At 38.4% G+C, this 14561-nt stretch carries 14 protein-coding genes and 1 pseudogene; 13 read left to right on the forward strand and 2 right to left on the reverse strand.

What is annotated here, in order from left to right; genetic code table 11:
* The first annotated feature begins 57 nt into the window (after positions 1-57).
* Positions 58-417 (forward strand): helix-turn-helix domain-containing protein, encoded by a 360-nt coding sequence (locus ACFINX_RS06010; protein ID WP_375613566.1) that lies wholly within the window; start codon positions 58-60, stop codon positions 415-417.
* Between the two features lie 1010 nt (positions 418-1427).
* Here ACFINX_RS06010 and ACFINX_RS06015 read toward each other — a convergent pair.
* Positions 1428-1556: pseudogene (locus ACFINX_RS06015) on the reverse strand (hypothetical protein); the annotation flags it as partial.
* 1149 nt (positions 1557-2705) lie between these two features.
* Positions 2706-3431, reverse strand: a complete 726-nt coding sequence (locus ACFINX_RS06020) for a hypothetical protein (RefSeq protein ID WP_375613567.1) — start codon at positions 3429-3431, stop codon at positions 2706-2708.
* Positions 3432-3829: 398 nt separating this feature from the next.
* Here ACFINX_RS06020 and ACFINX_RS06025 point away from each other — a divergent pair, with 398 nt between their 5' ends.
* The 12 genes from ACFINX_RS06025 (at position 3830) to ACFINX_RS06080 (ending at position 14471) form a co-directional block, all read left to right on the forward strand.
* Positions 3830-4150, forward strand: a complete 321-nt coding sequence (locus ACFINX_RS06025; RefSeq protein WP_375610628.1) for a TrbC/VirB2 family protein — start codon at positions 3830-3832, stop codon at positions 4148-4150.
* The gene (locus ACFINX_RS06030; RefSeq protein ID WP_375610595.1) at positions 4151-4459 is read left to right on the forward strand and encodes a type IV secretion system protein VirB3; all 309 of its coding nucleotides are present in this window, start codon (positions 4151-4153) and stop codon (positions 4457-4459) included. It begins immediately after the preceding gene.
* A 22-nt stretch (positions 4460-4481) separates the two neighbouring features.
* Complete coding sequence (locus ACFINX_RS06035; protein ID WP_375612194.1) at positions 4482-6836, forward strand: VirB4 family type IV secretion/conjugal transfer ATPase; 2355 nt, start codon at positions 4482-4484, stop codon at positions 6834-6836.
* Positions 6833-7318 carry a type IV secretion system protein VirB5 gene (locus tag ACFINX_RS06040; protein ID WP_375612193.1) on the forward strand — a complete coding sequence of 162 codons (486 nt, stop codon included), beginning with the start codon at positions 6833-6835 and terminating at the stop codon, positions 7316-7318. Before ACFINX_RS06035 ends, ACFINX_RS06040 begins: the two co-directional genes overlap by 4 nt.
* On the forward strand, positions 7305-8291 hold the full coding sequence (locus tag ACFINX_RS06045) for a type IV secretion system protein (protein WP_375610597.1): 987 nt from the start codon (positions 7305-7307) through the stop codon (positions 8289-8291). The genes ACFINX_RS06040 and ACFINX_RS06045 overlap by 14 nt, the downstream gene beginning before the upstream one ends.
* A gap of 210 nt (positions 8292-8501) precedes the next feature.
* Positions 8502-8804, forward strand: coding sequence for a type IV secretion system protein VirB7 (locus ACFINX_RS06050; RefSeq protein ID WP_375610598.1), 303 nt, complete (start codon positions 8502-8504; stop codon positions 8802-8804).
* Positions 8758-9462: a virB8 family protein gene (locus ACFINX_RS06055; RefSeq protein ID WP_375610599.1), complete on the forward strand. Its 705-nt coding sequence runs from the start codon at positions 8758-8760 to the stop codon at positions 9460-9462. The genes ACFINX_RS06050 and ACFINX_RS06055 overlap by 47 nt, the downstream gene beginning before the upstream one ends.
* Positions 9459-10325, forward strand: coding sequence for a P-type conjugative transfer protein VirB9 (virB9, locus tag ACFINX_RS06060; RefSeq protein ID WP_375612192.1), 867 nt, complete (start codon positions 9459-9461; stop codon positions 10323-10325). Before ACFINX_RS06055 ends, virB9 begins: the two co-directional genes overlap by 4 nt.
* On the forward strand, positions 10318-11478 hold the full coding sequence (gene virB10 / locus ACFINX_RS06065) for a type IV secretion system protein VirB10 (RefSeq protein WP_375612191.1): 1161 nt from the start codon (positions 10318-10320) through the stop codon (positions 11476-11478). Before virB9 ends, virB10 begins: the two co-directional genes overlap by 8 nt.
* Positions 11475-12545, forward strand: a complete 1071-nt coding sequence (gene virB11, locus ACFINX_RS06070) for a P-type DNA transfer ATPase VirB11 (RefSeq protein WP_375610602.1) — start codon at positions 11475-11477, stop codon at positions 12543-12545. Before virB10 ends, virB11 begins: the two co-directional genes overlap by 4 nt.
* Before the next feature lie 65 nt (positions 12546-12610).
* A complete protein-coding gene (locus ACFINX_RS06075) occupies positions 12611-12826 on the forward strand; it encodes an antitoxin VbhA family protein (protein ID WP_375610603.1) in 216 nt (71 codons plus the stop codon).
* Positions 12827-12836: 10 nt separating this feature from the next.
* Positions 12837-14471, forward strand: coding sequence for a BID domain-containing T4SS effector (locus ACFINX_RS06080; RefSeq protein WP_375668481.1), 1635 nt, complete (start codon positions 12837-12839; stop codon positions 14469-14471).
* Positions 14472-14561 lie beyond the last annotated feature (90 nt).

A 14561-nucleotide genomic window follows, 5' to 3' on the forward strand; every position in this document is an offset into this window, starting at 1 on the left:
AGTGTTTTCAAGCTCCCGGAATACCAATGCGAGGGCGCTCGCACCTGGAGGGGGAAAATGCAAGCTCAAAATCTTAATATTGATCTTTTTGTAGGCAAAAAAATTCGCTTTAGGCGAAAAGTGCTAAAAATGTCTCAAAAAACATTAGGGCATCATTTAGGTGTCACTTTTCAACAAATCCAAAAGTATGAAAAAGGCTTAAATCGCGTGAGCGCAGGACGTTTAAAGGAAATTTCCGATATTTTGAATGTTCCACTTGCCTTTTTTTACACTGATATCATCAAAAAAGACAACACCCCGTACCATTATGATGAAATCGCCTCGAGCAAAGAGGAATATTTGCTTTTAAAAAGTTTTAGAGTCCTCACATCTGTCAAGCAGAAAGCAATTTTAAACTTAATTTGTGATCAAAATTAAAACGCTTTAAAAGCATAGCTATAGGGTACTACATGCCCTATTCTTGGCTTTCTCCCCACACCCCAAAAGGATGCCCCCCCTCAAACCGGTTGATAAACGATCCGCCTTCTCAAAAATAACTCCTTCTCAGCTTCCCATTTCATATGGTTCCTTTCACAAAATTATATAAACAAGCCCTCCCTTGAATATTCATCACACTCTCTTATCAAAACACCCCTATAAAGTTTTATATCTTATATCACCACACCCGCAAACAATAGCGTTTTACAGCACAACAGAATAAGTATTTATCCGTATTTAAAGAGCGGCCCCCTTTTCGCTATGGACGCTCTATTTATTTTAAATGATGTACATTTAATATACCTGCTATTAAAGACTTAGTATCTGTTATAAAGTCTTAAAGGCATATTTTCCCTCTAAAATCTCAATGCTACACCAACTCTACCGTAAGGCAAAACATTGATTTATAAAGATAATTTATTATTTTACATGTTGAATGAGAATCCAGAATATCGTAAGATTCTTTCATTTCAGACTTGTTCCATGTTGAATCAACCAAAACTATATCTCTTGCAGGTTACAAGTGGGAAGAGGCGTATGGATAAAAACTATTAAGTAAGAATTAAAAATGCCTCAAACGAACCGTCTCAATTACCAAGAGCTGTAAGCAACACCCACAAGCTGACAAACTGTGTGATGGTGCAAGGCTTACTCCGTTATGAAGCGTAAAGATGGGGGGCTCAATGGATTTACCCTTATACCCTTTACGAACAGCGTCGCAAAATAGGCTTGGATACCTTAAGAGATGTTTCTATAAGACAATGCTATCCTGTTTTCTCATGATCATAATCCTCAATCTAACAAAGATGAAACAAACAATAGGATTGCGAATATGATTTGGGGAGCTCATCTGAAAGATGAAAAATGATAAAAAAATCCGCTATAACAATTGAAGAAGCGAGCATTCGTTGAGCCGTAACTTCTTTATTTTAGAATTTTTATATCACACTTTACTGTTGAGATGCATGACCACGGTCTGTAACATCAAGCTTTGGCGAGAAAAACATTTCAGTATCTGCTTGTAAAACATTTTGACAGCTTTTAGATTCCTTAACAGCTTGTCCTGAAAGAGAACACTTCGTTCCCCATTCTTCTCTTAATTTTGCATCTTTTTTTAAATCTTCTACGCTATAGGTTTTTCACACCCCACGACGAATAATAGAGTCATGCATAATAAATAATTTTTTTCATTTTACTCCTCTTTAAATACCTTATCTGTTAATATCATCCCCCCAAATGAGGGTTGAATTTTCACACTGTATGAGAATACAGCCTCACTATCACTTGCTTGCTTTCAAAGTGAACACTCTGAGTAAAGTAACGCAAGAAGAGCTCACAATAGCCATCGTATGAGTTTGTCATAAAATACAATGAGAAGGGAAAGAGCCCAAACTGAATACAAATGATGAAATCAGAAGACGCATTAATGCTTTTGTCCAACTGATTTCAAATAGTTACATTGCAATAGGCATCGCCCCTAACCCTATAGAAAGCCTATGAGCATTATAATACTTAAGTCTCACGATCATTAAACCACAAAGCCATAACAAAAAAGTATGAACTCTTTTTACCTATTTGTATGTTGATTATTGTTCCTCCATCGAGGCCTAAATAGAAACGTTTTGTGATATATAGAAAACAATCAGCAATGCAAATCATTTTACGAAGATTTCTTCGTGTAGAGTCTATTTGAAATCCATCCATCATTTGGAAGTCTGAATTTAAAAGCAGATAATTATGAAAGCTTTTCAAGGAATGCAACAGATTGATCACTTTTAAAGAAGTAAAAAACGTGATCCAATCCTGAAGACAAAAATTCTGATGAAAAAACTTTTGCTATGAATTCTTTTAAGGCATTGTGAAAGATTTTATCCGTTATATCAAACGTTACACCATTTTGGGGTCTGTTTATTTTTTACTTTTATCAACACCGCTCTAGAAATCCGTTTCTTGAGCGTTTTTTATCGCCTCACTTTCTCCTTCAAACACAAATACTCAAAAATGCTTTGCCACCAACAATGACATTTTCCTGCTTTTATAAAACACATAAGTAAAAATAGAGAAGCGATTTTGAAAGCAACCCTCCCTTGAAAAGGGAAGTACCATCCATTTACTTCCTAAACGAAAATAATCTCACCGTTTATTCAAATTTGCTCTACGATTTGGTACAATTTTATTGATAAAGTTTTCTCTATAAAAATTTAAGTAAATATGTTCGTTAAAACCAATCATGGACTAGCAAAGGGGTTATAGGATCCATTATCTCGCCGCCATTTTAAAGGTTCAGTGAAATCACTCGACCAAAGACCAATCTTATTGCCACGTGCTTTTTCTTCCGCATGATGATACTGGGCTGGAATAGGATTTTTCCCCTCTTTTGAGAGTACCAACATACCTTCTTTAAGACCTTCCTCAGCTAAATCAACCCCTTGAACAAAACATTGCGCATAATAAACACCATTGTGCATCAAAGCCTGTTTACAGGATAAATCCTGCCCAAGTGTTTTGGTGACAAGCCAAGCCGTTGTAACCGCACCACAGGGCCATTCTTGATCATTTAATCTTGCTTTTTGACGGGGTGCACATGTGTCAACACCATAAAGATGAATATCACGGGAGATATGTGAGCGCCAAGATTGTGCAGCAGGCGTCAGTAATTTAAATGTAACCCCACTTGTAACAGAAGCCTTACCATGAAAAACAACAGCATTATTTGCAACATCATTTAATGAAACACTCTTCTGCACATCGAGAGCTGGTTCATTTTTTTCTAATTGCTGTTTGGTGATAGATCTACCCAACTTTTTTTCTTCTCGATAGAGATCGACAATATCTTGGATATCTTGCGTCTCAAATGTTTTAAGAATGCTGAAATCCATTTTATCTTTATATTGGCTTAATCCCCACACCGTAGCCCCCATAATGTAAATAATAACAATCAATTTAAATAGCATCTCTTAACACGCTCGCTCAAAAAATTCGTTTTTTTCCTATCATGTCAGATTATTGATCAGCAATCCCCTTGTTTTTAAAGAAAAAATCCAAATATAAGTGTTGCAGATTAACTACATTTTGTAAAGAATGATATTCTTTCTTTCATTATTTTAATATTGTTATTTTTACCAATATACACAACTTAAAATTGCCATTTTCATGTAACACAATCTCAATTTGAAAAGACTTCTGTCTCTTTACGAAGAAGAGCTTGAGAGTGAACAGATCCACGATCAAGGCTTTTAAAACAAACAAACGAGAAGAATTAAACTGTCATCAAATGACAGCACTCTCTAGTTTGTTAGAGGCAATGGAATGTCGACATATGAACAAATATTATTTGTTAAAGAGAGGTAAAATGACAGATAATAGATTCCAAAACATCATTTTTATCGTGACCATGCTGCTTTTTACAGCATTGCTTGTATCAGATCCTTCTTATGCTGCTTCTACTGCTGGTGGAGGTGGTTTCGGGAAGCTCGATGGTGTTTTAGGCAACATTGTCGCAATGATGACGGGTCCAACGGCAAGACTCATTGCTATTATATGTGTTGCTGCTGTGGGGATTGGTTGGATGTACGGCTTTATTGATTTACGCAAAGCAGCTTACTGTGTTCTGGGGATTGCTATTGTTTTTGGTGCCCCCACTCTCGTCGGTAAATTAGCGGGCACAACATAAATGAACGAAGATACTCTTTTCCTTGCCTGTACGCGCCCGGCCATGTTTGCTGGTGTTACAATGGAAGCGATGGCGATCAATGTCATGGCGACATCCATTCTTTTCATTTTGACCAGTGATTTTACCATGTTTGGTCTTGGTATTGGGATGCACTTTATTTTGCGAGAAGTGACAAAGTACGATCACAATCAATTTCGCGTATTATTTGCATGGCTCAATACCCGAGGAAAACAAAAAAACCTCAACAGATGGGGAGGAGGTTCTACCTCCCCTTTACGCCTTATCCGCACGTATAAGGAACTAAGCTGAAGGAACGAAACTGGTGAAACAGATGTCAATAATGAAACGGGAAACTTTGCCTGAAGAATATATTCCCTATATACGCTACATCAACCAACATGTCGTTGCTTTAAATTCACGCTGTTTAATGGTTGTGATGGCTGTTGAAGGTATAAATTTCGACACTGCGGATATTGATCAATTAAATTCTTTACACAACCAATTAAACACCCTTTTAAAAAATATCGCAGATGAGCGGCTTGCTTTATATTCTCACATCATCCGCCGCCGTGAAACGATATACCCAGAGGGTCATTTTCTTTCATCTTTTGCAACAACATTAGATGAAAAATATAAAAAGAAAATGGTTTCGCAAGAACTGTATAGAAATGATCTATTTATTTCACTGCTTTGGAATCCGGCCGCGGATAAAACAGAAAAGCTGGTTTCATTTTTTCAGCGCTTGAGCAAAGCCAAGAAAACACAATCTGAGCCCGACGAGGAAGCTATTCGTAAACTCGAAGAGTTAAGTCAAGATCTTATGCAAGGTTTGGAAGAGTATGAAGTCCGTCTGCTATCCATCTATGAACATGAAGGACTTTTATTTGCCGAACAAAGTGAATTTCTCCACCAGCTAGTAGGGGGAAGACGTGAGCGTATTCCTCTCACATTTGGAACTATTGCTTCAACAATTTACTCGGATCGTGTTATTTTTGGGAAAGAAATTATCGAAATTCGCCATGAAAGCAATGAACGCTTTGTGGGCATGTTTGGATGGAAAGAGTATCCTTCTAAAACACGCCCAGGTATGACTGATGGTCTGCTTACGGTGCCATTTGAATTCATCTTAACACAATCCTTTGTCTTTAAAAGTAAGGCAGCCGCCAGTGCGATTATGAGCCGCAAACAAAATCAAATGATCAATGCAGCTGACCGTGCTAGCTCACAAATCGATGCACTGGATGAAGCGCTAGATGATTTAGAATCAAACCGTTTTGTTTTGGGAGAACACCACATTTCTTTAGCTGTTTTTGCTGATCATCCTAAAATATTGTCTGAAAACTTATCAAAAGCACGTTCCCATTTAACCAATGGAGGAGCCGTGATTGCCAGAGAAGATTTAGGATTGGAAGCAGCATGGTGGGCACAGCTTCCTGGAAACTTTAGCTATCGTGCGCGTTCAGGCGCCATTACCAGCAGAAATTTTGCCGCTTTATCGCCCTTCCATTCTTTCCCTGTTGGCAAACTGAACGATAATGTTTGGGGAGCTGCTGTCGCATTGCTAAAAACACAGGCTGGTTCACCTTACTATTTTAATTTTCATTATGGCGATCTTGGAAACACATTTGTTTGTGGTCCATCAGGATCTGGTAAAACAGTGATTGTTAATTTTCTTCTTGCACAATTACAAAAACACAATCCAACAATGGTTTTTTTTGATAAAGATCAAGGAGCAGAGATTTTTGTACGGGCTGGAGGAGGGAAATACAAACCTTTAAAAAATGGGCAGCCCACGGGTATTGCTCCCTTAAAGGGCATGGAATACACCGAAAAAAATAAAATCTTTCTTCGTAATTGGATCTTAAAGCTGGTGACCGCTGAAGGGCAAATCGTAACAGAAGAAGAGCGACAAGATATCGCCAAAGCCATTGATTCCTTGGAAAACTTACCCCCAACCCAGCGCTCTCTTGGTGCCCTTCAACTGTTTTTTGACAACACATCCAAAGAAGGAATTGCCATACGGCTGCAACGCTGGATTAGAGGCAATGATTTAGGATGGGTTTTTGATAATGACCAAGATGATCTCAATTTAAATGCGCAGTTCATTGGCTATGACATGACCGATTTCTTAGATAATGAAGAAATTCGGCGCCCCTTAATGATGTATCTCTTTCACCGCATTCTTGATCTGATTGATGGGCGGCGCATCATTATCGTCGTTGATGAATTCTGGAAAGCTTTAGAAGATGATTCATTTAAAGCTTTTGCGCAAGATCGGCTAAAAACAATTCGTAAACAAAATGGCATGATGCTCTTTGCAACACAAAGCCCTAAAGATGCTTTGAACTCAACAATCGCGCACACAATCATTGAGCAATGCCCCACCCAAATATTTTTTCCAAATCAAAAAGCAAATTACAATGATTATGTCGAAGCTTTCAAACTTACTGAGCGTGAATTTGAACTGATACAGTCAGAGTTAAGCAGAGAATCCCGTCGTTTTCTCATCAAACAAGGACAAAGTTCCGTCGTTGCAGAACTTAACTTACGTGGAATGAATGATGAGATCGCCGTTTTAAGCGGCACAACAAAAAACATTGAACTCATGAATGAAATTATCAACGAATATGGAGCTGCCCCTGACAAATGGCTGCCCATATTTTATCAAAGGAGAAAAAATCAATGAAAAAATATGGCTTAGTTACACTGTTATCTTTTTCTTTTATTTCTCATGCAATAGCGCAAACAACATCTGATGTGGATGAATATTATAAACAAGCACTCGAGAACACACAAAAATTAGATGCTGCAAAATCAGAAACAGCTGAAAACATTTATAAAAGCGCAACTGAAACTGCAAAAAAAATCAAAGACATAAGTCAACAACTTGAAAATATTAAATCAAAACCAGACACAAAACCAGAAGAATTGCAAGCCCTTCGACAAGATCTTCAAGTAAAGCTTTCTCTTCTTCAAGCCGATCTTCAAGTAGCTTCTTTAAAACTTCAGTCTCTTGATATGATTCAAGCAAGAGATACGAAGACAAAAGATGAATTACGTGAAGAAAAGGAACAAAAAAAGCATAAATATCTTGAGGCACAATTAAAAGAAAAAGAAAAAGAATTAAAAGAAAAACTTGAAAGTACAAGTACAAATGTCAGACTTTAGTTTTTCTCCCTTTGAAAGCGTTTCTGGGTATATTTTAAAACCCCTTGATAATGTGATGGACACGACGGTGAGTGGGCTGTCTTCTGCTATTTCAGCGCCCTTAAATCTCGCCGCAATCATTTTTATCTTTCTTTATGGCTATAATGTTATGACAGGTCGCGTTGCGCTTTCCATGCATAGTCTTCTCAATAATGTTGTTAAAATCGTTGTTGTTACAACAATGGCAACAAATGCGGATACATTTAATACTTATGTCAAGGATATTTTCTTCAATGATTTATCCAATGCTATTGGGAATGCGCTTAACAGTAATCCTGCAAGCTCCAATGTTTTTGATTATATTTTGTTAAAGGCAAGTTCGCGTTATCAAGAAGTCTTATACAATGCTTGGTTTTTTGAAAAGATCATTGTGGGTCTTCTTGGTTCTATCATGCTTCTCGCGGTTATTCTTTTTTGTATAGGTGGTTTTATTGTGCAAATGTTTGCACAAGTTGCACTCGTCATGATTATAGGTCTTGGGCCTCTATTCATTAGTTTGTATTTGTTCAATGCAACGCGAAAATACTCCGATGCATGGATTACAACTTTGATCAATTTTACCATTTTACAAGTTCTCGTAATCATGCTTGGAACCATTATATGTCAAGTTATCCTACAGGTTCTCAAAGTTTCATATGAATCAATTTACGTTCTTTTTCCCCCTGTCATCGTCATTTCGATCATAGGAGTTATTATCTTCCGTGCGCTTCCTGGTATTGCAACAGCGCTGGCCTCTGGCGGACCATACTTTAACGCTGGTGTCTCTTCAGGAGGACAGATTTTTACAATGCTTTCCAATGGTGCAAGAGCGAGTGGCAATGCAGTAAAAAGTGCCACTTCACAAATCTCAGGAGCTGCCGGTAACGCTGTTAGAAGTGCGGCAGGGGCGGCAGCAAAAGCAGGTAAATCTGGAGGCGGTCGTGGTCGATTTTAAGATAAAGCACCTCTTTAAAAGAATAAGCATTTTTGTTTTTGCCTTGTGTGCGCCCTTTGGCGTACACGCCATGATCCTGTTCCAGATAAGATCTAACATCTTGGGTCTAACAATAAAACCAATCAAAACCTTGCATCACATAAACTTGTAAAAATGTTCAGAACAAAGGCTCTCATGCATTGTATTCCAAGATATTTGTGAGTTCAAAAAATGAAACGAAAAATAACTTTTGTTATGGTCCTAACAATCGCTCTTACTGGTTGTGCCTCTTTGAGTGGCCCTAAAAAACCACCACGCTGTAATGGCAAACATACACGCGCTTTAAATAAAGATAAGTGGAATTGGGACAATAAAAACATTGTCTACCCAGAAAAGAGTGTAAAGCCTGTTACCACTCCCATCATTCTCAATACTTTGGAAAGTGAAAAAGTAACAGCCAATTCAGCTTTATTAAAGCCGGTTATTCATGAAGCACGATCTGATAAAACTGTGGAGGTTATGCGTGAAAAGTGATGCCCTTGAAGAATATATAAAAGAAGCGCGCTCATTTGACATTGATCGCATGCATAGCATGCGCGTGCGGATGAAAATCTCCATGGCTTTAACAGTGCTTTTTGGATTGATGACAATTGCGCTGGCTTTAGCTGTCGCAGCTTTGACACCTTTGAAAACGGTAGAGCCTTTTGTTATCCGCGTTGATAACTCAACAGGTATTATTGATACTGTAAGCGCCCTAAAAGAATCCCCTAACGACTATGATGAAGCGATAACGCGTTATTTTGCCAGCCAATATGTTCGCGCTCGTGAAGGTTTTCAAGCATCAGAAGCAGAAAACAATTTTCGCTTAGTCTCTCTTTTATCTTCTCCAAAAGAACAAAACCGTTTTGCAAAATGGTACGCGGGCAATAATCCAGAAAGTCCGCAAAATATTTATCATAACATGATTGCTACGATCACAATCAAATCAATCTCTTTTATAAGTAAAGATCTTATCCAAGTTCGTTACTATAAAACGATCAGAGACTTGAATGAAAAAGAAAATATTTCCCATTGGATTTCAATCTTAAATTTTTCCTACGTGAACGCACACATTTCAACGTCTGATCGTCTTATCAACCCTCTTGGTTTTCAAGTATCGGAATATAGATCTGATCCAGAGGTAATAAAATGATCAGACTTTTACAAACAATCTCTTTAATTTTTACGATCACTGTCAGCTTTCACACAGCTCTCTCACTTGCGGAAACAGCGCCTGTCAGTGCACGTAAAGATAACCGCATCAGATTTGTCAATTATGACCCCTACAACGTCGTACAAATCATTGGCTCCATTCGCTCTTCGGTTCAACTAGAATTTGCCGTTGATGAAGAAGTAACCTATGTAGGAATTGGAAATTCGGTTGCTTGGCAAGTTGCACCGGCTGGACACTTTGTTTTTCTCAAACCACGTGAAGTTCAGCCTGTGACAAATTTACAAATTGTCACAAGCCGCCAAGATGGAACACAACGCTCTTATCAATTCGAGCTACAAGTCCGTGAAGGCGATGTTTCAGCCGGCAATGAGACGTATTTCTTGGTAAAGTTTCGTTATCCAGAAGATGAAGCCTTACGTAAGAAATTAGCCGAAGCAGAAAAAGAAAAACAACGTGAAGAAAACTTTGTCAATGATATTTTAAATATCCATGAAGATTTTGGACCACGCAATTGGGCTTATGAAGCTCAAGGCTCATCTCTTATTGAACCTGCTTCTGTCTATGATAATGGGAAAACAACAACCTTTACCTTTTTAGGCAACATTGAAATCCCTGCCATTTACATTGTATCGCCTGATGGGCAAGAAGCGCTTATTCCCAAATCGATTAAAGGCAACAAGGTTATTGTTCATGCAACAGCTGCACAATTCACGCTACGACGTGGGAATGAAGTATTGTGCATCTTTAACAAAAGGTTCGTACCAAAAGGAATTAATCCTGAAACAGGTACGACATCACCATCTGTACAACGTAAAGTGAACCTAGGAAGCAGCCATGAATAACACCGTGGATGAAAAAAGCATTAATGATCGCGATACAATAAAAAATGCTCAAGGGAAAAGTCAACAGAACAATGTGGGGAAAGCTATTGCTCTTATTATTCTTTTCAGTGTCTGTCTTTATTTAGCCTATTCAACACTTGTTACAGACAAAAAGCAACCAATTGAATCTTCAAAAGAAGGAAAAGTTATAAAACAAACAGAGCTTTTTCATCCTGCAAAGCCTACCCCTCCCCCCTTTGAACAGCCTCAACGAAATAACGCTCTATTACCAAAAGTCGAGCTACCAACACCAAACATCAATCAATTAAATTCTGATGACTCACTGCTGGAGGCAGCACAACGTGCTCCTGTATTAGCTTATGCAAGTACACAACAAGGCAAAATAGATTCACAAACAAATAATGGTGCTTTGCCTCACCAACTTGAAAGCAAACCTGATGAAACGACACAACGTTTTAATCATCTTCTCAAACCCACAGTGCTTGAAGGTATTCGTGCTTCAACCCTTGGCAATCGAAACTACATCATCGCGATGGGAACTTCTATTCCTTGTATTTTAGAAACAGCCATCAACAGTGATCAACAAGGTTTTGCCAGTTGTATCATCTCCAGAGATATCTTATCAGACAATGGTCGTGTTGTGCTTCTTGATAAAGGCACCCAAATTGTTGGTGAATATCGCGCCGGATTGAAAAAAGGCCAAACACGTCTCTTTGTACTATGGAATAGAGCAAAAACCCCCAATGGTATCATTATATCTTTAGCTTCACCGGCAACGGATGCTTTAGGGCGTTCTGGTATGGATGGAGATATTGATAACCATTGGCTCGAGAGGATTGGGTCTGCGCTTCTTGTCTCACTAATAAAAGATGCAACACACTATGCCAATAAACGTTTATCAAAAAAACAGGAAAAAGAAGAAACTGAAACAATCTCTTCAGGACAAAACATCGCAAACATTCTCGTAGAAAATTACGCCAATATTCCTCCAACATTATCCAAAAACCAAGGGGAAATGGTGAATATCTTTGTTGCCCGCGATTTAGATTTTTCCAGCGTTTATAAATTGAAAGTCATCGAAAACAAAAAACAGATTATCAATCGAGCTGTTTCAAGAAACTTTTACAAAAATTCGGCGGTAACTTTAGAATGAACTCAAACTTACATACCATGAGCGATGAAACCGTTGCGATTGTTCTCACAAAACTTGAACCCATCAGTGCTTTTTTGAAAGATGATAGACTCTTTGAAATTGTTATCAATCGTCCCTATCAAGTCATGACTGAAGGATTTGATGGATGGAAAACAATAGAAGCACCGGGGCTCTCTTTTAATGAGCTTATGGGGATTGCGAAAGTTGTAGCATCCTATTCCAAGCAAAACATATCGGACAAAAACCCAATATTATCTGCAACGCTACCAGGCAATGAGCGTATTCAAATTGTCATTCCACCGGCTGTCGAAAAAGACACGATTAGTATGACAATTCGCAAACCGTCATCGCAGAGTTTTTCTCTCGAAGAGCTCGCCAAGAAAGGCCTCTTCTCGCTCTGTGAACAGGTCTCTTTCACCCCCTTGAATGACTATCATTCTCGTTTTAACGAACTCAAAATCATCGAGCATAAATTAGCCAATGCCTACTGTAATAAAGACTTTGTCTCTTTTTTAAATCAAGCTGTAGAATGCCAGAAAAATATTTTAATTGCGGGAAAAACCGGTTCGGGTAAAACAACATTATCAAAAGCATTAATCGCCAAAATCCCTCAAGAAGAGCGTATTATCACCATTGAAGACACGCAAGAATTGGTGATACCACACCCTAACCATGTCTCAATGTTCTATTCAAAAGATGGACAAGGCTTAGCCTCCGTTGGCCCCAAAGAGTTACTTGAATCATCTTTACGGATGCGTCCTGATCGTATTCTTTTGCAAGAACTTCGAGATGGTACAGCCTTTTATTATATCCGCAATGTCAATTCAGGCCATCCAGGTTCCATTACGACGGTTCACGCATCAACAGCACTTGCAGCCTTTGAGCAGATGACCCTTTTGGTCAAAGAAAGTGAAGGCGGTGGTGATTTAGAGCGTGATGATATTCGAGGCCTGTTGATTTCAATGATTGATATCATCATCCAATGCAAACGGATTGAAGGAAAATTTAAGGTCACAGAAATTTATTACGATCCCTTCAAACAACGAAACATCTTTGGAGGTGACTAAAAGAAGATCACACCGGCTGCCAAAGGCTCTTTTAAAGCAACGATTGCAAATAAGAGAAAAAATGCATGAAAACCAACGAAACAGAAAATAGAGAAAATCTTTTATCGATGACAGAAGAAGAATTAAAAAAACGCCGTGAAGCCGTTGAAGCAGCCATCAGCACCCATGCGATAGAGGGAATAGCGCTTCATCCTACAACACTCAAAATTTTAGAAGAATACGCAAAGGGGAATATTTCACTCGAGGAATTTAACACTCTTATGGATAACGTAAAATTATAAGGAAGCTACGATGCCAAAAGCAAAAGCAAAGACAAAAAATATACAGACAGTTTCTCCCCATCATTATGTTTACCCAAACACCACAACACTCAAAAATAAATATGGAATAAAAGACTTAAAATCCTTTCTGGAGAAATGCTCACATGATACAGCAGAAGCAATGGTTAATCTGCGTGAAGCCCCCTTACCAGAAAATTTTGATAGCTCCTATCTATGCTCTATTCATCACCACTTATTTAAAAATACCTTTGAATGGGCTGGATATCTGCGCCATCTCCCCTTTACATTTGAAGATGGCACCACAGCCGCCATGCCCGAAATGAAAAGAACAGGATGGGAAAATCCTTTTGCACTCGGTGATGAAATCCAAGACGGTTTACAAAAATTAGATCAAACGCTTGCCGAAAAAGATAATTTGCAAGGCTTAACGCGTGAGAAATTTAACGCTGAAGCAATAAGCTTATTTAACTTCCTTCATCAACTCCATCCTTTTAGAGAAGGCAATGGACGTACACAACGGGTCTTTTTTGAAAATCTTGCCAAAGCCGCAGGGCATCAGCTTGATTTTTCACTTGTTACAAAAGAACGCATGATGCTCGCCAGTGTTGCTGTAGCAGAAAATGGTGATCTAGAACCAATGCAACATCTGTTTGAAGATATCTCTAATCCCAATAAAATACTTCTTTTAAAGGAATTCATGAGCAACATGAAAGAACTTGGGCGCAATGTTAATGATCGTCCTGTTATGGTTGCAAAAGAAGGTGAAACTTACAGGGGCACCTATAGGGGTGCTGGTTATGATAGCTTTGCTTTCAATGTGAAAGGCGCTTATATCATCGGTAATAAAGAGCATCTCACACAAGAACAACTCAAAACATTAAAACCCGGTGACAAATTTACCTTTACAGTCCCAAAAACAAAAGAGCTTGAAAGCATTCTCATTCCACAAGAAAGATTAGCTCCTTTGACAGAAAATGAAAAAGCCGAAATGATTGCTGAAGATTCTTGCGTACACACAAGCTTAAAACAGATCCAGAAATTGGCAAAAATTGTTTATGGTAACGAAAAAATATTAGACAAACAGATGGTAGAGATCATCAAAAATCCAAGCTTAGGCCAGCAGCTCGCCAACCAGATTGAAAGAGCACCGTACTCTATTTCTCATCTTGCAGGTTTCAGTTTATGTGGACTACAAAATCAGGCACGCGCAAACGCTAAAAATCATCTTGAGATGCTCTGTACTGCCGTTGCAAATTTCACGCATGCTGTAAAATATGCTGAAAAGGAAATTACGCAAGAACATGCAACAGAACAAAGTCGCCTTGCAAAAACAATAGAAATGCCAAGTCAAAGCTTGCAAGACCTCTTCACCTTGCCAAAAGAATTACAGCAAGAAGCTTTAGCAAAAAATCCTTTATGTCAAAAAGAGCTCAGCAACTTTGTAAAAAAGATCAACACCCGTCTCTCACCAAATGAACATAAAGCAGTCCAAAATAATGAGTATGAAACACTAGCTCAAAGCATTGGTGTATCAGAAAATAAAGCCAAACAAATTACAGAAATTATTAAGCAAACCAAAGAAGTACATCAACGAGCACAAATATGCACAATGCATCGTTCCCAAGCATTTGCTATGGCCTGCTAAGAATAGACAAAAGCTTCCTCCTTAATGAGAAAGACTCATAAACGAAAACTGTTTGGCGTTATCTGCACCTTTGCAAAAAGAGATGAGAGT

It is taken from the genome of Bartonella sp. AP36NXGY (assembly GCF_042195865.1).
GTDB lineage: Bacteria > Pseudomonadota > Alphaproteobacteria > Rhizobiales > Rhizobiaceae > Bartonella.